Annotated in this window: 18 protein-coding genes and 1 rRNA gene; 14 read left to right on the forward strand and 5 right to left on the reverse strand. The window is 72.0% G+C overall.

The genetic code is table 11. The features are described from left to right. The 9 genes from rrf to ABTY62_RS33115 form a co-directional block, all read left to right on the forward strand. Positions 1-92 (forward strand): 5S ribosomal RNA (gene rrf / locus ABTY62_RS33075); the annotation flags it as partial. Between the two features lie 96 nt (positions 93-188). Beyond that, a complete protein-coding gene (locus ABTY62_RS33080; RefSeq protein ID WP_352133106.1) occupies positions 189-833 on the forward strand; it encodes an HAD family hydrolase in 645 nt (214 codons plus the stop codon). A gap of 29 nt (positions 834-862) precedes the next feature. Then, entirely contained in the window at positions 863-2,110 is a 1,248-nt protein-coding gene (locus ABTY62_RS33085; RefSeq protein WP_352133107.1) for an MFS transporter, read from the forward strand. Beyond that, complete coding sequence (locus tag ABTY62_RS33090) at positions 2,079-3,251, forward strand: acetoin utilization protein AcuC (RefSeq protein WP_352133108.1); 1,173 nt, start codon at positions 2,079-2,081, stop codon at positions 3,249-3,251. The genes ABTY62_RS33085 and ABTY62_RS33090 overlap by 32 nt, the downstream gene beginning before the upstream one ends. 135 nt (positions 3,252-3,386) lie before the next feature. Then, complete coding sequence (locus tag ABTY62_RS33095; RefSeq protein WP_352133109.1) at positions 3,387-4,202, forward strand: phosphatase; 816 nt, start codon at positions 3,387-3,389, stop codon at positions 4,200-4,202. Between the two features lie 128 nt (positions 4,203-4,330). Beyond that, complete coding sequence (locus ABTY62_RS33100) at positions 4,331-4,540, forward strand: helix-turn-helix domain-containing protein (RefSeq protein ID WP_014053989.1); 210 nt, start codon at positions 4,331-4,333, stop codon at positions 4,538-4,540. Between the two features lie 142 nt (positions 4,541-4,682). Then, the gene (locus ABTY62_RS33105) at positions 4,683-4,781 is read left to right on the forward strand and encodes a 30S ribosomal protein bS22 (RefSeq protein WP_003948845.1); all 99 of its coding nucleotides are present in this window, start codon (positions 4,683-4,685) and stop codon (positions 4,779-4,781) included. A 245-nt stretch (positions 4,782-5,026) separates the two neighbouring features. Next, positions 5,027-6,076: an NAD-dependent epimerase/dehydratase family protein gene (locus tag ABTY62_RS33110; RefSeq protein ID WP_352133110.1), complete on the forward strand. Its 1,050-nt coding sequence runs from the start codon at positions 5,027-5,029 to the stop codon at positions 6,074-6,076. A gap of 14 nt (positions 6,077-6,090) precedes the next feature. Next, positions 6,091-7,146, forward strand: a complete 1,056-nt coding sequence (locus ABTY62_RS33115; protein WP_311726511.1) for a lysophospholipid acyltransferase family protein — start codon at positions 6,091-6,093, stop codon at positions 7,144-7,146. An 89-nt stretch (positions 7,147-7,235) separates the two neighbouring features. Here ABTY62_RS33115 and ABTY62_RS33120 read toward each other — a convergent pair whose 3' ends face one another. From ABTY62_RS33120 to ABTY62_RS33135, 4 genes are all read right to left on the reverse strand, one after another. Then, positions 7,236-8,453 carry a DUF5667 domain-containing protein gene (locus ABTY62_RS33120; RefSeq protein ID WP_352133111.1) on the reverse strand — a complete coding sequence of 406 codons (1,218 nt, stop codon included), beginning with the start codon at positions 8,451-8,453 and terminating at the stop codon, positions 7,236-7,238. 371 nt (positions 8,454-8,824) lie between these two features. Further along, a complete protein-coding gene (locus ABTY62_RS33125) occupies positions 8,825-9,628 on the reverse strand; it encodes an ECF subfamily RNA polymerase sigma factor, BldN family (RefSeq protein WP_352133112.1) in 804 nt (267 codons plus the stop codon). A gap of 569 nt (positions 9,629-10,197) precedes the next feature. Further along, entirely contained in the window at positions 10,198-11,118 is a 921-nt protein-coding gene (locus ABTY62_RS33130; protein ID WP_352133113.1) for an HAD family hydrolase, read from the reverse strand. A 156-nt stretch (positions 11,119-11,274) separates the two neighbouring features. Continuing rightward, positions 11,275-11,553 (reverse strand): glutaredoxin family protein, encoded by a 279-nt coding sequence (locus ABTY62_RS33135; protein WP_311726515.1) that lies wholly within the window; start codon positions 11,551-11,553, stop codon positions 11,275-11,277. Positions 11,554-11,862: 309 nt separating this feature from the next. Here ABTY62_RS33135 and ABTY62_RS33140 point away from each other — a divergent pair, with 309 nt between their 5' ends. Genes ABTY62_RS33140 through hemB form a run of 5 tightly spaced genes read left to right on the forward strand, consistent with a single transcriptional unit; the run spans position 11,863 to position 17,825 of the window. Further along, the gene (locus ABTY62_RS33140) at positions 11,863-12,702 is read left to right on the forward strand and encodes a redox-sensing transcriptional repressor Rex (RefSeq protein ID WP_352133114.1); all 840 of its coding nucleotides are present in this window, start codon (positions 11,863-11,865) and stop codon (positions 12,700-12,702) included. Continuing rightward, on the forward strand, positions 12,699-14,132 hold the full coding sequence (locus ABTY62_RS33145; RefSeq protein WP_352133115.1) for a glutamyl-tRNA reductase: 1,434 nt from the start codon (positions 12,699-12,701) through the stop codon (positions 14,130-14,132). Before ABTY62_RS33140 ends, ABTY62_RS33145 begins: the two co-directional genes overlap by 4 nt. After that, positions 14,129-15,136, forward strand: coding sequence for a hydroxymethylbilane synthase (hemC, locus tag ABTY62_RS33150; RefSeq protein ID WP_352133116.1), 1,008 nt, complete (start codon positions 14,129-14,131; stop codon positions 15,134-15,136). Before ABTY62_RS33145 ends, hemC begins: the two co-directional genes overlap by 4 nt. Then, a complete protein-coding gene (locus ABTY62_RS33155) occupies positions 15,133-16,800 on the forward strand; it encodes a bifunctional uroporphyrinogen-III C-methyltransferase/uroporphyrinogen-III synthase (protein ID WP_311726519.1) in 1,668 nt (555 codons plus the stop codon). The genes hemC and ABTY62_RS33155 overlap by 4 nt, the downstream gene beginning before the upstream one ends. Next, complete coding sequence (hemB, locus tag ABTY62_RS33160; RefSeq protein WP_352133117.1) at positions 16,797-17,825, forward strand: porphobilinogen synthase; 1,029 nt, start codon at positions 16,797-16,799, stop codon at positions 17,823-17,825. Before ABTY62_RS33155 ends, hemB begins: the two co-directional genes overlap by 4 nt. 22 nt (positions 17,826-17,847) lie before the next feature. Here hemB and ABTY62_RS33165 read toward each other — a convergent pair whose 3' ends face one another. After that, positions 17,848-18,855 (reverse strand): ketopantoate reductase family protein, encoded by a 1,008-nt coding sequence (locus ABTY62_RS33165; protein ID WP_352133118.1) that lies wholly within the window; start codon positions 18,853-18,855, stop codon positions 17,848-17,850. Positions 18,856-18,900 lie beyond the last annotated feature (45 nt).

Consider the following 18,900-nt stretch of genomic DNA (forward strand, 5'->3'; position numbering starts at 1 on the left):
CGCCCGGTTACATTCCGAACCCGGAAGCTAAGCCTTTCAGCGCCGATGGTACTGCAGGGGGGACCCTGTGGGAGAGTAGGACGCCGCCGAACAATCTTTGATAAAAGCCCGGTCGGGAGCTTCGGCTCCCGACCGGGCTTTTTTCTTTGTGTCGTTCGCCGGCTGAGCGGCTGAGTAGTCTGAGCAGCATGCGCTATGACCTGGTCATCTTCGACAACGACGGCGTGCTCGTCGACAGTGAGTCGATATCCAACCGGCTCCTCGCCGCTTATCTCACGGAGTTGGGCCACCCCACCACCTACGAGGACTCCATCCGTGACTACATGGGCTCGGCCATGCACCGGATCCACGAGCTGGTCCTCGAGCACACGGGCCGTCGGCTGCCGGATGACTTCGACGCCACCTTCCACAGCCGCGTGTTCGAGGCATTCCGCCGTGAACTGGAGCCCGTGACCGGTGTCGCCGATGTCCTGGAGAAGCTGCGGGCGGACGAGGTTCCGTACTGCGTGGCGTCCTCCGGAAGCCATGAGCGCATTCGTGTCGCGCTGCGGAAGACCGGGCTGTACGGACTCTTCGGCGAGGAGCGCATCTTCAGCTCCGAGGACGTGGGGAGGGGCAAGCCCGCGCCGGATCTGTTTCTGCACGCCGCGCGGACGATGGGGGTGCCTCCGCAGCGGTGTGCGGTTGTCGAGGACAGCCCGCTCGGTGTGCAGGCCGCCATCGCCGCCGGGATGGATGTCTACGGGTATACGGCGATGACGCCGGCCGCCAAGCTCGCCCGCGCCCATGCCCGTTTCCCGGGCATGGCAGAACTGCCCCAATTGCTCGCCTAACACGGCGTGGGGCCGTACGCTCCTCGGCCATGACAGATACGCGCCCGACGCCGCGGCTGCGGCGCGGTCGGGCCTCGCTGGCCGTCAGTTTCTTCGTCCAGGGCGCGGTCTTCGCTCTGCTGGTGACCCGAATACCCGCGCTCCAGGACCGGTACGGGGTGTCCGATGCGCTGCTGCCCGCGTTCCTCGCCGCGGTTCCGGTGCTCGCGGGTGTGGGCAGCGTCGCGACCGAGCATCTCGTCAAGCGGGTGCGGCCGGGCCTTGTGCTCCGCTGGGTCCAGCCGGTGGTCTCCGTGGCGCTGCTCGCGGCCGGGTCCGGCTCGGCGCTGTGGCAGCTGGCTTTGGCGCTCGCGGTCTTCGGGCTCTCCGTCGGGGCGCTCGACGCGTCGATGAACATGCTCGGCGTCACCCTTCAGCACGCGTACGGGCGGAGCATCATGCTCGGCTTCCACGCCGCGTACAGCCTGGGCGGGATCGTCGGGGCGTCGCTCGCCTGGGCGGGAGCGCACTGGGACGTGGCGCTGCCCGTGCTCTACACGCCGCTCGTCGCGGCCCTGGTACCCGTCGCGCTGTTCGCCAGCCGCTGGTACATGGACCACGGCGCGGACAAGGGCTCGGACAAGGGCACGGATCAGGTTGTGGGGGAGAGCGACCAGGCGTCCGGCTCCGGCTCCGGTGCCGTCAGCATGAAGCTGCTGTTGCCGCTCTGCCTGGTGATGTCCTTCGCCTATATCGGTGACTCGACCGTCTCCAACTGGAGCGCCAAGTATCTCCAGGACGTGCTGCACAGCTCCGAGCAGCTGGCCACCGTGCCGTACAACGTCTATATGGTCACCGCCCTTCTCGGCCGCACCTTTGGTGACCTGGGGGTGCGGCGCTTCGGTGCGGTCGCCGTGGTCCGGGCCGGCACACTGCTCGCCGCGGGCGGCTTCGCGATCGTCGCGGCGGCGCCCGGCGCATGGGTGGGGATGGCCGGGTTCACGCTGCTGGGCCTGGGGTTGTGTGTGCTGGTGCCGCAGACCTTCGCGGCTGCCGGGCGGCTGTTCCCGGGGGCGTCCGACGCCGCCATCGCGCGTCTCAACATCTTCAATTACGTCGGCTTTCTGATCGGCTCCCCGCTCGTCGGCGCACTGGGCGGCGCGTGGAACTACCGGGGGGCGATGCTGGTGCCGATGGTGCTGGTGCTCGCGACGCTGTGGTACGCGAGGTCGTTTGCGCCCACTCCTGCCCGATACGGTGACGGGCATGAGCGGTCGCGCACAGTTGATGTGGGATGAGGGCCTGACGGGGTACGACTTCGGCGCGGGGCATCCGATGGCTCCGGTCCGTCTGGCGCTGACCATGCGTCTGGTGGAGGCGTTCGGACTTGATCGGGCCGTCGAGGTGGTCGCGGCCAAGCCGGCCGGGGAGTCCACGCTGCGGCTGGTCCATCGCCAGGACTACATCGAGGCGGTGCGGCGGGTGTCGGCCGATCCGGCCTCGGCGGACGGCTCGTACGGCCTGGGCACGATCGACGATCCGGCCTTCGCCGGGATGCACGAGGCCTCGGCGCTGATCGCCGGCCAGTCGGTCGCCGCGGCGGAGAGCGTATGGCGCGGGGAGGTGGTCCACGCGGTGAACTTCTCGGGCGGGCTGCACCATGCGATGCCCGGCGCGGCCTCCGGGTTCTGCGTCTACAACGACGCGGCACTGGCCATCGCGAGGCTGCTGGAGATGGGCGCGGAGCGGGTCGCGTACGTGGATGTGGACGTGCATCACGGGGACGGGGTGCAGGCGGCGTTCTGGGACGATCCGCGGGTGCTCACGATCTCCCTGCACGAGCATCCCAGGACCCTGTTCCCGCAGACCGGATGGCCCGAGGAGAGCGGTGGGGACCGGGCGCCGGGCGGCGCGGTCAATGTGGCGCTGCCCGCCGGGACCGGGGACGCGGGATGGCTGCGCGCGTACCACGCGGTGGTGCCGGAGCTGCTGGCGGCGTTCCGGCCGCAGGTGCTGGTGACCCAGCACGGCACGGATACGCATGTGGAGGATCCGCTGGCGCACCTGGCGGTGACCGTGGACGCGCAGCGCGCGGTCGCGGAGAGCTGTCATGACCTGGCGCACGAGCACGCGGACGGGCGGTGGCTCGCGCTCGGCGGCGGTGGGTACGCGGTGGTGGACGTGGTGCCCCGGACGTGGACGCATCTGGTGGCGATCGCGGCCGGGCGGCCGGTGGCGCCGGAGGCGGAGGTGCCGGAAGACTGGCGGCACGAGGTGTACCGGCGCACGCGGCAGTCGGCGCCGTGGCGGATGACGGACGGCCGGCAGCCGCAGTGGCGGGACTTCGGGGAGTGGGGGTACGACCCGGGGGACCGGCTCGACCAGGCGATCCTGGCGACCCGCCGGGCGGTCTTCCCGCACCACGGGCTGCTGCCGTAGGCGTTTGGAGAGTCTTCGGAAGGTGAGGTCTCCCGGGTGCCGACACCGGCACCGCCACCGGCACCGTTAGGCCAACCGTGGCAACTCTCGGCGTTCTTCGACGTGCGGTCGCGGTGATCCGTCAGCATCGGTGGCGTGTTGAGTACCGCCGCGCTGCGTGCGCATCTGCTGGCCGCGCGGCTCGCCGGGCCGGTGGCCACGAGCCGGGAGCAGACCCTGCGCAGCTATCGGCTCTTCGCCGCGCGCGACCCCCGCGTACTGCTCGGTATCGAGCCCGATCACGACTGGTCGTACATGGAATTGCTTCGCCTTATGAGCGACAAATGCGGGGTTTCGGCCGACCCGGCGCTCACCTCCGGTCAGGATGTGATCGATCCGGATCTGACCATCGCCGCGCTCGACGCCTTCGCGGAGCGGCTGGCCGCGGCCGCCGCCGCGGGCGCGCCGGTGCTGCTCGGGACCGGGCATCCGCATCGCCTCCTCGGGTTCTACGCCTCGTTGGCGGCGGCTCTCTCGGCGGCCGGCTGCCCTGTTCTCACCCCCGCGCAGGGTAGATGTATCGACATAACGACCCGGTTCGGCGTACGCACGTACTGCCTCGACTACGTACGAGGAGTCGCGATGGTGCGGGAACCCGGCGCTCGGGACGGGGCCCGCGACCCGGGGTGCCACAGTCACTCGCCGCTCCCGGTTCGGGTGGTTCTCGGGTGTGCGGCCGACCGCGGCGACCCCCTCCCCGGGTTGGTCATCGGGGACCACGGATGGGTCTGCGGCGCAGGTCAGCTGGGGTTCGAGGCCATCGGGCTGGCGGATGCGGACGACCCCGCGCCGTTCGTCGGCCAGGCCGAGGGGCGGGTGTCGGTGGCGGTTCCGCTTGACGACGCTGTGCGGTCCGCTTACTACCGACCGATTACTCGCTATGTACTCAATCGGGCGTGTCTGTCACAGTAGGCGTCCGATCGCTACTCCTCTTCCCCACTCGTATCACGCGCCCCTAATCTGGTGAGGAGCGCGCATGCGAGCAGGAGTCACCGGAGGGGAAGCCGGTGCCCGACATGTGCGGAAGGTTCAGGTGTGTCATGGCTGCTGGCGAAAGGCCTCTGAACGAGGTTCAGTTTCTGACCGTGGCGGAAGTCGCCTCGGTGATGCGAGTGTCCAAGATGACCGTGTACCGCTTGGTGCACAGCGGTCATCTGCCGGCGATCCGGGTGGGCAGGTCTTTCCGGGTCCCAGAGCAGGCGGTTCATGAGTACCTCCGCGAGTCCTATGTGGGGGTGGAGTCCGCCTAGGCCCGGACGGGGCCTGACGGCGGGGCCCAGGACACCCCCTCGGATTACGCGCTTCGCTCGGTGCCGGGTAGGCTGGCCCGATGTAGGTCGTGTGGGCTCGGACGCCCCGCACCGAGTGAATACGAAGTGAGCGAGGGTTGTCGTGGGCTCTGTTATCAAGAAGCGGCGCAAGCGGATGGCGAAGAAGAAGCACCGCAAGCTGCTCAAGCGCACGCGCGTCCAGCGTCGTAACAAGAAGTAGGCAAGCGACGCTGTGTTCGTCCCGCAGCCCTTCCACCGACGGTGGGAGGGCTGCGGCGCGTGCGGCTGTGGAACGCGCACCGGAGACGGGTGCGGGCGGGCGCGCACGGGGGCGCCCCCTCGCCGGCGGGCCCTCGTCCTAAAACCTCGTACCGTGCGGCGAGTGGTCATCACAGGGCAACATCCAGCGGCTACGGTGTTCGCCTCGGCCCAGCTCGTTCGAGGGTGGGAAGGAAGGCGCTGATCTTGGGAAAGGTCGTGCTCGTCACCGGAGTCGCACGCCGCCTGGGAGGCCGTTTCGTACGGCGCATACAGCGCGAGCCGGATGTCACCCGGGTCATCGGGGTGGACGCAGTGGCCCCCGAACACCACCTCGGCGGCGCCGAGTTCGTGCGCGCCGACATCCGCCACCCCGCGATCGGGAAGCTGCTCGCCGAGACCGGCGTCGACACCGTGGTCCACATGGACATCAACGGCACCCCGCTCGGCGGGCGCGGCAGCCGGACCTCGGTCAAGGAGATCAACGTCATCGGCACCATGCAGCTGCTCGGTGCCTGTCAGAAGGCGCCCTCGGTCAAGCGGCTCGTGGTCAAGTCCAGCACCAATGTGTACGGCTCCGCGCCCCGCGACCCCGCCGTCTTCACTGAGAACACCCCGCCCAAGTCGCTGCCCAGCGGGGGCTTCGCCAAGGACGCCGTCGAGGTCGAGGGGTATGTACGGGGCTTCGCCCGGCGCCGCCCCGACGTCGCCGTCTGTGTGCTGCGCTTCGCCAACATCCTGGGGCCCTGCGCGGACTCGCCGCTCGCCGAGTACTTCGCGCTGCCCGTGCTGCCCACCGTCATCGGCTACGACCCGCGGCTCCAGTTCGTCCACGAGGAGGACGCCATCGAGGTGCTGCGGATCGCCGCCTCCGAGCCCTCGCGGGGCGTGCTCAACAGCGGCACCTTCAACATCGCGGGGGACGGCGTGCTGCTGCTCTCGCAGGCCGCCCGGCGGCTCGGCCGGCCGACGCTCCCGCTGCTGCTGCCGACCCTGAGATGGGCCCGTACCGCGCTGCGCTCGGTCGGCATCACCGACTTCTCGCCCGAGCAGATCCGGCTGCTCACACACGGCCGCGTCGTCGCCACCGACCAGATGCGCGAGACGCTGGGCTTCGAGCCCCGGTACACCACGGCCGGCGCCTTCGCCGACTACGCCCGCAGCCGCGGCCCCGGGCTGCTCCCGCCCGAGACCCTCGCCCGTACCGTCGACCGGCTCGCCGGGCTGCTGCCCGCCCGCGGCGCCGTCCAGAGTTGAGGAGCGCAACCACCATGGCGGATGCCAAGGTCATTCCGTTCGGTGAGGAACCGCGGTCCCGGCGCAAGGGCCAGCGGACGGGGCGTGCGGCCCGGGCCCAGGGCCCGCTCAAGCCCGTGCCGCAGCAGCGTGACGAGGAGCGCGACCAGCAGCGGCCCGAGGGGCTCGCGGCGGCCGCTGCGGTGCCTCCGCTGCCGCCCCAGGACCCGCCGGGAGCCGGCGCCCTGGCGGGCGGCTGGGAGCGTCGGCTGGCGCACGGGCTGAGCTTTCTGCGGCGCCGGGTCACCGGGGAGTACGAGGTCGACGACTTCGGCTATGACGAGGACCTCACCGACCAGGTCCTGATGTCGCTGCTGCGCCCGATGTACGAGAAATACTTCCGGGTCGAGGTGAAGGGCATCGAGAACATCCCGGAGAGCGGGGGCGCGCTCGTCGTCGCCAACCACTCCGGGGTGCTGCCGCTGGACGGGCTGATGCTCCAGGTCGCGGTGCACGACAACCACCCGGCGGGCCGCCATCTGCGGCTGCTCGCCGCCGACCTGGTCTTCGTCCTGCCGGTCGTCAACGAGCTGGCGCGCAAGCTCGGGCACACGCTGGCCTGCTCCGAGGACGCCCAGCTGCTGCTGGAGCGCGGTGAGGTGGTCGGGGTGATGCCGGAGGGCTTCAAGGGGATCGGGAAGCCGTTCTCCGACCGGTACAAGCTCCAGCGCTTCGGGCGCGGCGGCTTTGTGTCGACGGCGCTGCGCGCCGGGGCGCCGATCGTGCCGTGCTCGATCGTCGGCGCCGAGGAGATCTACCCGATGATCGGGAACGCGAAGACGCTCGCGCGGCTGCTGGGCTTCCCGTACTTCCCGATCACGCCGACCTTCCCCTGGCTGGGGCCGCTCGGCGGGGTGCCGCTGCCGACGAAGTGGACGATCCAGTTCGGCGAGCCGATCCCGACGGACGAGTATCCGCCGGAGGCGGCGGACGACCCGATGCTGATGTTCAACCTGACCGACCAGGTGCGCGAGACGATTCAGCACACCCTCTACAAGCTGCTGGTGCAGCGGCGCTCGGTCTTCTTCTGACCACTGGACGTGGCGTCGGCGCCCGGTGTTCTCGTGGAACTGGAACACCGGGCGCCGACCCATGGGCCCGCGGGCCTGCTTTCCGGCGCCTACTTCCCGTCGCCGTCGAGGCCGAGGCCCGGCAGCAGGTTGGGCAGCAGCGGCGGGATGGTGATCTCCGGCTGGGTCGGTCTGCCGCTCGGATCGCCCTTGCCGGAGGACGGGAGCGGAAGCGGCTCGCCCGTCGGCGGATTCAGCAGATCGCCGGCGCCGCCGATGAGGCCGCCGTCCTCGGGCCGGGGCGAGGACGACGGGCCCGGCCGGGCGTCGTCGCCGGGGCGGGTGGCGCTCGGCGTGGTCGCGGCGGGCGCCGGGATCTCCGCCCCGCCCGAGGCACCGCGCTCGGGGGACTCGACCGCCGTACGGCCGCTGTGCTGGTCCCGGCCGTCCCGGGAGGCGGGCAGCAGCGACTGGAGCGGACCGACCTCCTGCTCTATGGCGTCGAAGACCGAGTTCACCTCCTCCCCGACGTCCATGAGCTGGATGGGCAGCCTCTCGCGCAGCTGGCTCCAGCCGTCGCGGTGGGAGCGGGAGAAGGACGACAGCGTGCGCATCGGGCCGAGCGAGCCGTCCCGCTCATAGACCTTGTGCAGCAGCCGATGGCCCTCGGAGACGTCATGGTGCATCCCGGCGAGGGTCTTGCGGATCTCTCTCAGCGACTCGTGGTCCAGGTCGCCCGAGCGGCCCCGCTCCATCAGACGGCGCGCCTCGCTCATCCGGGTCGACGCCTGGTCCAGATACAGCCGGCCGCGGTCGGCGTCGCCGTCGGCCATCTCCAGCTTCAGATCCTCTATGCCGCGCTTGAAGCCATAGAGGGTGTCGCCGGGCAGGGCGTCGGAGCTCGCTGCGGCGACGCCGCCGAACGCGCCCGCCGCCACCCCGACCGTGAGCCCCCCGGCCGCCAGCCCCTTGGACCAGCGGGAGCGGGGGCGCAGCCTGCTGAGGGGTGCCGAGCGGCGGGCGTGGGACGGCCGCTGCCCGGGCACCTGGGGCGCGCCCTCGGCGAAGGCCGCTTCCATGGCGGCGACCAGCTGCGCCCGCTGGGTGACCCGGACCTCGGGGTCCAGTGTCGGGGCCCGCAGCTCGCCGAGCCCGTCGGTCAGGTCCAGCAGCCGTCTGTGCTCGGCGCTGTCCGCCGAAGAGCCGGGCTGCTCGGCGCCCGCCGTGCCCCGGGAATCCTGGCGGTTGTCCCTCTCCAGGGCCTCCAGGGCCTCCAGGGCCTTGGCGAAGGCGTTAGCCCGCCGGTGCCCCGATACGTTCGCGATCACAGGCGGCACCTCCTCTCGTCATGACGGTCGACTCCACAGGACACCTGGAAGGTTGCACGCCGCACGCATTTCCACCCGAATGAGTGAGTGTCTTTGGGTAGGACGTGACCACAAGGAGCCTGCATCCTCCACAACGAGCGGCGCATCACAGGGGTTACGCCCTCACGATGATCGGACGGGACGTGGTGGCGGCGCCACCCCCGAAGGGGCGCGCCGCCCGCGCCGGAGGCGCCGATGCGCACGGTGAAAGGGAGCGCGCGCGGGGCCCCGAGGTACGAGGGGCCGAGGCTGCGGTCAATGTGCGGCTACCGCCGCGTGGCCGACCGTCGACAGGGGCTGAGGCGCCCCGGAGGAGAGCCGAGAACCGTGGGTCAGCGGGCGTCCTCGGGGAGAAGCCGGGCCAGGGTGCGGACGGCCCGGTACTGGAGGGTCTTGATCGCGCCCTCGTTCTTCCCCATGACCCGGGCGGTCTCGGCGACGGACAGGCCCTGGAGGAAGCGCAGCGTCACGCACTCCTGCTGCTGCGGGTTGAGCTTGCGCACCGCCTGGAGCAGCGCGGCGTTGGAGAGGGATTCGAGGACGGAGTCCTCGGGGGAGCGCTCGACCTCATTGGCGTCGAGCATCTCGCCGGTGGTGACCTCCAGCCGGAAGCGGCTGGACTTGAAGTGGTCGGCGACCAGATTGCGGGCGATCGTCACCAGCCAGGCGCCGAAGTCGCGGCCCTGCCAGGTGAAGGTGCCGATGCGGCGCAGCGCGCGCAGGAACGTCTCACTGGTGAGGTCCTCGGCCGTGGCCCGGCCGCCCACGCGGTAGTAGATGTACCGGTAGACGGTGTCGGCGTACTGGTCGTACAGTCGGCCGAAGGCCTCGGCCTCGCCCGCCTGGGCGCGCTCGACGAGGTCCATCATGCGGCGGCTGTCGCTGTCCGCGCCGGGGCGGCGGGCGGTGGACGTGCCGCTGCGAGAGCGTCTGCCGACCGCCGCCCCGCCGTCGGCCAGGGCATAGCAGGAGCTGGCGGGGCCTGCCGCACCGGCGGTGCCGACAGGGTGGGCGGGCACGGGCGTGGCGAGGGCGGGCACGGCGTACGCGGTGGGGACGAAGCCGCGCAGACAGTCGAGGACCGTTGCGCGCAGCGTAGCCAGGCCCGAGGCGTCAACCCCGACGTGTGGGTACACGGGACTCCCAGAGGCAGAGCTTCCATCACGTGCAGTACGGGACCGTTCACCCGCCGTAGGGACGCGTGGGTACCGATTTGCGTCTAAGGAGAATAACGCTTCGTACAGGCAACGCTACACCCAGTTGTCCAAATCATCGTTTCAGTCTGCTCCGTTATGGGTTGATGGCCGATCAAGTATCGAATGCAGTAAGGGTCTTGACCGGTAGGTGTCGTGGTCTGCGCGATTTCGTGGCGTGTTGTGGCAAAGGGACGGTAAGGGGGCAGGTCGGGGCGGCGTGGGCCGGGAAACGGGGATTGACCGGCCGAGGGGGGCCGTGGTCAGCCGGTGACGCTCCGGGGGCGGGGTCGCGCGGCACCGGCAGCCATCACGGACGGTCATCGCCCGGCCCAAGCGGTCAGGCGTCGGCGCAAGCGGTCAAGGGTGAAGGGCGGGGCCGCAGGGTGACGGTTTCGCCGCGTACGGTGGCGACGCGTGGCGCTCCGTGGTGGTCCGTAGTGGTCCGTGGAGCCCGCGGGGCCCCAGGGAACTCGGGGTGGCGCTCGGTGGTGCTCGGTGGGCCGAACGGCTCAGCGGCGGCGGCGGTGCAGGGCCACGGCGGCCGCCGTGCCGCCCGCCACCGCGCCCACCCCGGCAGCCGCCGGGATGCCGATCTTGGCGGCCTTGCGGCCCGTACGGTAGTCGCGCAGCCGCCAGCTGTGCTCGCGCGCGTGCTTGCGCAGCCGCCCGTCCGGGTTCACCGCGTACGGGTGGCCGACGATCGACAGCATCGGGATGTCGTTCGAGGAGTCGCTGTACGCCGCGCAGCGCGACAGGTCGAGCCCCTCGGCCGCCGCCAGCGCCCGTACCGCCTCGGCCTTGGCCGGCCCGTGCAGCGGCTCGCCGACCAGCTTGCCCGTGTACACGCCGCCGACGGACTCCGCCACGGTGCCGAGCGCGCCGGTCAGGCCCAGCCGCCGGGCGATGATGGTCGCGGTCTCCACGGGGGCGGCGGTCACCAGCCACACCCGCTGCCCGGCGTCCAGGTGGGCCTGGGCGAGGGCGCGGGTGCCGGGCCAGATGCGGTCGGCCATGTACTCGTCGTAGATCTCCTCGCCGATCGTCATCAGCTCGGAGACCCGGTGGCCCTTGACGATGGACAGGGCGCTGCTGCGCACGTCCTCCATATGGGCCGGGTCCTCGACTCCGGCCAGCCGGAACCAGGTCTGCTGCCAGGCGAAACGGGCCAGCTCGCGCTTGCGGAAGAAGTGGCGCTTGTAGAGGCCGCGGCCGAAGTGGAACAGGGCCGCGCCCTGCATGACGGTGTTGTCCAGGTCGAAGAAGGCGGCCGCCCGCTCGTCCCCGACGACGGGGAACTCCGGCTCGGGGGCCTTCGGCGCGGGCACCTGGACCGACGACTTGCGCGCGGCCTCGGCCGAGGCCTCTCCGGCGAGGACGCTCGCTTCGGTGGCGAGGTGTCGACGGCGGGTGAACCATCCCAGTGCGGCCATGGGCTGAGCATAGCCAGCCATTCCCCGCATCCCGTTACGGCCCGGTGTCGGGATGGGGCGGCAATGCCGACTTCGCGGGCCCGGCGGGGCCCGGGTGCGGGGGCCCGGGTACGGGCCTGGGTACGGGGCCGGGCGCGGGGTCCGGGCGCGGGGCGCTCAGCCGCCCAGCGCCTTCCGCAGCCGCTCCGGGTTCACCCGCCAGAAGTCGTGCTGTGCGCCGTCGACGAGGACCACCGGGATCTGCTCCCAGTACTTGCGGTACAGCTCCTCGTCCTGGGTGATGTCCTTCTTCTCCCAGGGCGTGCCCAGCTCGCCGCAGACCTTCTCGACCACCGCCTCGGCGTCCTCGCACAGATGGCAGTCGGGCTTGCCGATCAGGGTGACCGTGCGCTCGGCGGGGTTCTTGCGCGGGGTGCGGCGGAGCAGCGGGCTCATTCCGACATTGTCCCCCGTGCAGGCGACTACCATTGTGGGCGATTTGTTGCAGTCCGGGGGGTGAACGGTGAGGAGTGAGGGTCCGTGCCCCCGTCGGCGCCCCGCCCGTGCGGATGTGGCCGCCGGGAACGGTGTGACACCGGTTGTGGTTCCACAAGCTGGTCGAATGGATGCGTGACACCGGTCACTTTGCTCGGACAAAGCGGACACCATCTTTGTGCACGCGTTCACAAAGACATAGCCTGCTGTCGATGGGGACGTCCTGGAACGTGTGGACGCCCGCAGCCCCGCTCTACCCGCAGGAGCACCGTGGCAACTGGCCGAACTCACCGACCGGCGACCCGAAGCCGAGGGATCCCCGAGGCCACCGTCGCCCGGCTTCCCTTGTATCTGCGTGCGCTGACCGCGCTCTCCGAGCGCTCGGTGCCCACGGTTTCCTCGGAGGAGCTCGCGGCCGCGGCCGGGGTCAATTCGGCCAAGCTTCGCAAGGACTTCTCCTACCTCGGGTCGTACGGCACCCGCGGGGTCGGGTACGACGTGGAGTACCTCGTCTATCAGATCTCGCGTGAGCTGGGCCTCACCCAGGACTGGCCGGTCGTGATCGTCGGTATCGGTAACCTCGGCGCGGCGCTCGCCAACTACGGCGGCTTCGCCTCCCGCGGCTTCCGGGTCGCGGCGCTGATCGACGCCGACCCGGCGATGACCGGCAAGCCCGTTGCGGGCATCGCGGTGCAGCACACCGACGAGCTCGAAAAGATCATCACGGACAACGGCGTGTCGATCGGCGTCATCGCCACCCCCGCGGGCGCGGCCCAGCAGGTCTGCGACCGGCTGGTGGCGGCCGGCGTCACCTCGATCCTCAACTTCGCCCCCACCGTGCTGTCGGTGCCGGACGGGGTGGACGTGCGCAAGGTCGACCTGTCGATCGAGCTCCAGATCCTCGCCTTCCACGAGCAGCGCAAGGCGGGCGAGGAGACGGGCGCGCCCGAGGAGGGGGAGAGCGCGCAGGCCGCCGCCCAGGACACCGTGCCGGGGGCCGCCGCGGTCGCGCAGACCCCGCTCGCCCCGCACCGCGCGGCGCCGGGCGCGGGCAAGGACAACGGCCGGCAGGGGCCGGACGGGGACGTACCCGCGGTGATGCCGGCATGAGCCTTCTCGTCGTCGGACTGAGCCACCGCAGCGCCCCGGTGAGCGTGCTGGAGCGCGCCTCCCTGGTGCGCGAGCAGCAGGCCAAGCTGGTGCAGGACTCGCTCGCGGCCGAGCCCGCCACCGAGGCGGCGGTGCTCGCCACCTGCAACCGCATCGAGCTGTACGCGGATGTGGACAAGTTCCACGCCGGGGTCGCCGAGCTGTCCACGCTGCTCGGCCGGCACACCGGCGTCGGCCTGGACGAGCTGACCCCGTATCTCTACGTCCACTACGAGGACCGGGCCGTCCACCACCTGTTCTCGGTGGCCTGCGGCCTGGACTCGATGGTCGTCGGCGAGGGCCAGATCCTCGGCCAGATCAAGGACGCGCTCGCGCTGGGGCAGGAGCTGCACACCGCGGGCCGGCTGCTGAACGACCTGTTCCAGCAGGCGCTGCGGGTCGGCAAGCGGGCCCACAGCGAGACCGGCATCGACAAGGCCGGCCAGTCGCTCGTCACCTTCGGCCTCGAACAGCTGGCCGGGGACACGCCGGTCGCGGACTGGGCGGCGGGCCGCAGCGCGCTGGTCATCGGGGCCGGTTCGATGTCCTCGCTGGCCGCGACCACGCTCGCGCGTGCCGGCGCCGCCGAACTGGTGATCGCCAACAGGACGTTGGATCGGGCGGGGCGGCTCGCGGACTCCCTGGCGGGTCTCGTCGACGGCGCCCGCGCCGTGCCGATGGACGCCGTCGCGGCCGAGCTGCCGCACGCCGACATCGTCGTCTCCTGTACGGGCGCGACCGGCCTGGTGCTGACCGCCGACCTGCTGCGGGAGGCCCTCGACCGGCGCGCGGAGCGCCTGGCGGCGGGCGCGACCGGGGCCGGTACGGCGGAGACCGTCGCGCTGCTCGACCTGGCGATGCCGCGCGACATCGACGCCGCGGCGCACCGCGTCGGCGGGCTGCGCCTGGTGGACATCGAGTCGCTCGCGGAGGCCTCGGCCGACGAACCGATGGCCGCCGATGTCGACCAGGTCCGCGCCATCGTCTCCGCCGAGGTGGCCGCCTTCGGGGCGGCTCAGCGCGCCGCGCACATCACGCCGACCGTGGTCGCGCTGCGTACCATGGCGGCAGATGTGGTCGCCGGTGAGATCGCCCGGCTCGACGGGCGCCTCCCCGACCTCGACGAAAGACAGCGCGCCGAGATCACCCAGACCGTGCGCCGCGTCGTCGACAAGCTGCTGCACGCGCCCACCGTGCGGGTCAAGGAGCTCGCCAGCACACCCGGCGGCGCCGGGTACGCGGACGCGCTGCGCGAGCTGTTCGACCTCGACCCGCAGGCGGTGGCCGCCGTCAGCCGGGCCGACGCGAACGGCGTCAACCCAAGCGGCGGCGGCGCCGGCCGGCCCGGCACCGCGGCCCTCCAGAACGATCCGAAGAGAGGCCGGGTATGAACGCGACAACTCCCGCCGCCTCCGGCCGCGCCGGCACCCCCGGCCCGGCGCCGCTGCGGCTCGGCACCCGCCGCAGCGCACTCGCCATGGCCCAGTCCGGGCAGATAGCGGACGCGGTGCGCCGGGTCACCGGCCGCCCCGTCGAGCTCGTGGAGATCACGACGCGCGGGGACGTCTCGCGCGAGGACCTCGCGCAGATCGGCGGCACCGGTGTGTTCGTCACCGCGCTGCGCGAGGCGCTGCTGCGCGGTGAGATCGACTTCGCCGTCCACTCGCTGAAGGACCTGCCGACCGCGCAGCCGGACGAGCTGGTCCTGGCCGCGCTGCCGACCCGTGAGGACCCGCGCGACACGCTGATCGCCCGCGACGGCCTCACCTTCGCCGAGCTTCCGCCCGGCGCCCGGATAGGCACGGGCTCCCCGCGCCGCACCTCCCAGCTGCGCGCCTGGGCGCGCTCGCTGGGCCTGCCGATCGAGACCGTGCCGATCCGCGGCAATGTCGACACCCGTATCGGCTTCGTCCGTTCGGGGCAGCTGGACGCCGTGGTGCTGGCCGCGGCGGGGCTGACCCGGCTCGGGCGGCTCGACGAGGCGACCGAGATCCTGGACGCCGACCACATTCTGCCCGCCCCCGGCCAGGGGGCACTGGCAGTCGAGTGCGCCGCCGCAAACACGGCGCTCGCTGCTCAGCTCGCCGAGCTCGACGACCCGCTCACCCGGGTCGCCGTGACCGCCGAGCGCTCCCTGCTCGCCGCCCTGGAGGCCGGCTGCAGCGCACCTGTGGGTGCTCTGGCCGACCTGCTCGGCGACGGTCAGGATGTCACCGAAATGCGCCTGCGCGGCGTCGTCGGTACCACCGACGGCACCTCGCTGGTGCAGCTGTCCATCACCGGTCCCGTTCCCGGGGCGCCAGGCGAGGAAGCGGCCCAGCTCATGGGTCGCGAGCTCGCCGCCGAGATGCTCGCGAAGGGTGCGGCCGGTCTTATGGGGGAGCGAGCACATTGAACCCCAACGCCCCGAACCACCCACCCGGACATGGGCACGTCACCTTCCTCGGTGCGGGCCCAGGAGATCCAGGCCTGCTGACGTTGCGTGCCGTGGAGGCACTCGCCGCCGCTGATGTCCTGATCGCCGACCCGCACGTGCTCGACGTGGTACGTACGCACGTCAGACCGGGCGTGGCCGCGGACGCTCAGGGCACACCGGAACGTGCGCGTGCTGACGCAGCGTCAAGCACCGCCGACGTGGCCCTACTCAGGGACACGGCCAATCTTGTCATGGCGGCCGCGCGGAGCGGCAAGCGGGTCGTCCGCGCCGTCGCGGGCGACCCTGGCCTGGACGGATACGCCGCCGACGAGATGCTCTCGTGCGCAGCCGAGGGCATCGTCTTCGAGGTGGTGCCGGGCGTGGCGGCCGCCGTGGGCGTGCCCGCGTACGCGGGCGTCCCGCTGCGGGACGCGCAGGGCACCGACGTCCGCTTCGTGGACGCCCGCACGGCCGACGACCGCTGCTGGAGCGAGGTCGGCTCCTCCGACGCGACCGCCGTCGTCTCCGCCACCCTGGAGACCGTCGCGGCCGCCGCGGGCGAGCTGGTGGCCGCGGGCCGCAAGCCCGACACCCCGCTGACCGTCACCGTCGCCGGCACGACCACCCGGCAGCGCACCTGGACGGCGACGCTGGGCACCATCGCGCAGGTATTGAAGGCCGCGAAGGTGCTGCCGTCGCCGCAGGGCGCCCAGCCGGTGATAGCCGTGGTCGGCGAGCGCAGCGCGGCCGCGCAGCGCGACCAGCTGGCCTGGTTCGAGTCCAAGCCGCTGTTCGGCTGGCATGTGCTGGTGCCGCGCACCAAGGAGCAGGCCGCCTCGCTCTCGGACCAGCTGCGCTCGTACGGCGCGGTGCCCAGCGAGGTGCCGACCATCGCGGTGGAGCCCCCGCGCACCCCGCAGCAGATGGAGCGCGCGGTCAAGGGCCTGGTGACAGGTCGCTACGAGTGGATCGCCTTCACCTCGGTCAACGCGGTCAAGGCGGTGCGGGAGAAGTTCGAGGAGTACGGGCTCGACGCCCGCGCCTTCGCCGGGATCAAGGTCGCGGCGGTCGGCGAGCAGACCGCCAGGTCGCTCATCGAGTTCGGGGTCAAGCCGGACCTGGTGCCCAGCGGGGAGCAGTCCGCGGCCGGGCTGCTGGAGGACTGGCCGCCGTACGACCCGGTCTTCGACCCGATCGACCGGGTGTTCCTGCCGCGCGCCGACATCGCCACGGAGACGCTGGTCGCCGGGCTGATCGAGCTGGGCTGGGAGGTCGACGACGTCACGGCGTACCGCACCGTGCGCGCCTCGCCGCCGCCGGCCGAGACCCGCGAGGCGATCAAGGGCGGCGGCTTCGACGCGGTGCTCTTCACCTCGTCGTCGACCGTGCGGAACCTCGTCGGCATCGCGGGCAAGCCGCACAATGTCACGGTCATCGCCTGTATCGGCCCGGCCACCGCGAAGACCGCGGAGGAGCACGGCCTGCGGGTGGACGTGCTGTCGCCCGAGCCCTCGGTGCACAAGCTGGCCGAGGCGCTCGCGGAGTTCGGGGCGGCGCGGCGGCGGTCCGCGCTGGATGCCGGGGACCCGGTCACCCGCCCGAGCGAGCGACGGCCCGGTTCGCGGAGGAGGGCACGCTCATGAGCGCCGACCACGGCCCCACGCCGTACGGCAGCTTCCCCGGCGCCCGGCCGCGCCGGCTGCGGGTGAACCCGGCCATGCGGCGCATGGTCGCCGAGACCCGGCTGCACCCGGCCGAGCTGATCCTGCCCGCCTTCGTCCTGGAGGGCGCGGCCGAGCCGGTGCCGCTGGCCGCGATGCCGGGCGTCGTGCAGCACACCCGCGACTCGCTGCGGAAGGCGGCCGCGGAGGCCGTCGAGGCGGGCGTCGGCGGGATCATGCTCTTCGGCGTGCCCGAGGACGCCAAGAAGGACGCGATCGGCTCGCCGGGCACCGACCCGGACGGGATCTTGCAGGTGGCCCTCCGGGATGTGCGGTCCGAGGTCGGCGACGACCTGATCGTCATGTCCGACCTGTGCCTCGACGAGCACACCGACCACGGCCACTGCGGCGTGCTCGACGCCGAGGGCCGGGTCGACAACGACGCGACGCTGGAGCGCTACGCCGAGATGGCGCGGGTGCAGGCGGACGCGGGCGCCCATGTGGTCGGCCCGAGCGGGATGATGGACGGCCAGGTCGGGGTGGTCCGGGCGGCGCTCGACGGCATCGGCCGCCAGGACGTCTCGATCCTCGCCTACACCGTCAAGTACGCCTCGGCCTTCTACGGGCCGTTCCGCGAGGCCGTGGGGTCCTCCCTCAAGGGCGACCGCAAGACGTATCAGCAGGACGCGGCCAACGCCCGGGAGGCGCTGCGCGAGCTGGCGCTGGACCTGGCCGAGGGCGCCGACATGGTGATGGTCAAGCCGGCGCTGCCGTACCTGGACATCCTGCGCCGGATCGCGGACGAGGCGGACGTACCGGTCGCCGCGTACCAGATCTCCGGCGAGTACTCGATGGTCGAGGCCGCCGCGGCCAACGGGTGGATCGACCGGGACCGGGCGATCATGGAGACGCTGACCTCCGTGCGGCGCGCGGGCGCGGGCATGATCCTGACCTACTGGGCGACCGAGGTCGCCCAGTGGCTGAACCGGGGCGACGACCGGGCCTGAGGCGAACCCTCAAAGGGGGGAGTCAGGGCGTGTCGACGATCTCGGTGAGCCGCGCCGCCGTGATCGTGCCGGGGGCGCGGCGCTCGCGGGCGCACTCGTTCGCGGTGCGCCGCAGCGCCTCGTTGACCGGGGTCGGCACCCCATGGAGCCGGCCCAGCAGCACGATCTCGCCGTTCAGATAGTCGGCTTCGATCGTGCCGGCGCCCCGGACCATGCTCTGCCACGACGAGCCGCCGCCCCGGGCCCTGCCCTCGAGGGGCTGTATGTCCATCTTTCCGGCGCGCGCCGCGCTCTGTTCGGCCGCGCCGGTGTGGGCGATGCCCGCCGCGTCGAGGACGGCGACGCCCTCCGCCTTGGCGCGCTCGACCAGGGCCGCCGCGTCCGCGCCCGCGTCCGGCCCGCAGACGGCCTCCACGGCGTTGGCGATATTGCTGAGCAGCTTGGCGTACTTCCAGCGCATCACGTCCGGCACGACCGGCGCGAGGAAGTGGGACTTCTCCAGATCGGCCGAGATCTGCCGGGCCGTCTCGTCCGTCTTGTCCGCGCCGGACGGATAGCGGCCCAGGTGCAGCATGCCGGTCTGCGGTGCGCAGGGCGCGATGACCACGCCCGGCTCCAGATGGGTGGAGGGCAGCCAGACGCACATCCCGTACACCTGGCGGAAGCGCCGCAGCGCCAGCCGCTCGCTCTCCACCCCGTTCTGGGCGCAGACCAGCGGCAGCCGGTCGCCTGCCACTCCGCCGCCGTCCACCGGGCGGGGCGCCCAGGCGTCCAGCGCGGCCACGCTGTCCTGGGTCTTGACGGCGAGGACGAGCACGTCGTCGGGGCGCAGCTCGACGGCCTCGGGCCGGTCGGCCACCGGCACGGGGAGGCGGTGGGTGCCGTCGGGGGTCACCAGCCGCAGCCCGTCCCGCCGCAGCGCCTCGTGGTGCGCGCCGCGGGCGATCAGGACGACGTCGTGCCCGCTCTGGGAGAGCCGTCCGCCGATCGCGCCCCCGACGGCGCCCGCTCCGATGACGACATACCGCATCCCGGCTCCCCTTTCGCCCGTTCGGGTCGTCACGTTACCGCCGGG

It is taken from the genome of Streptomyces sp. NPDC097640 (assembly GCF_040302705.1).
In the GTDB taxonomy this organism is placed as follows: domain Bacteria; phylum Actinomycetota; class Actinomycetes; order Streptomycetales; family Streptomycetaceae; genus Streptomyces.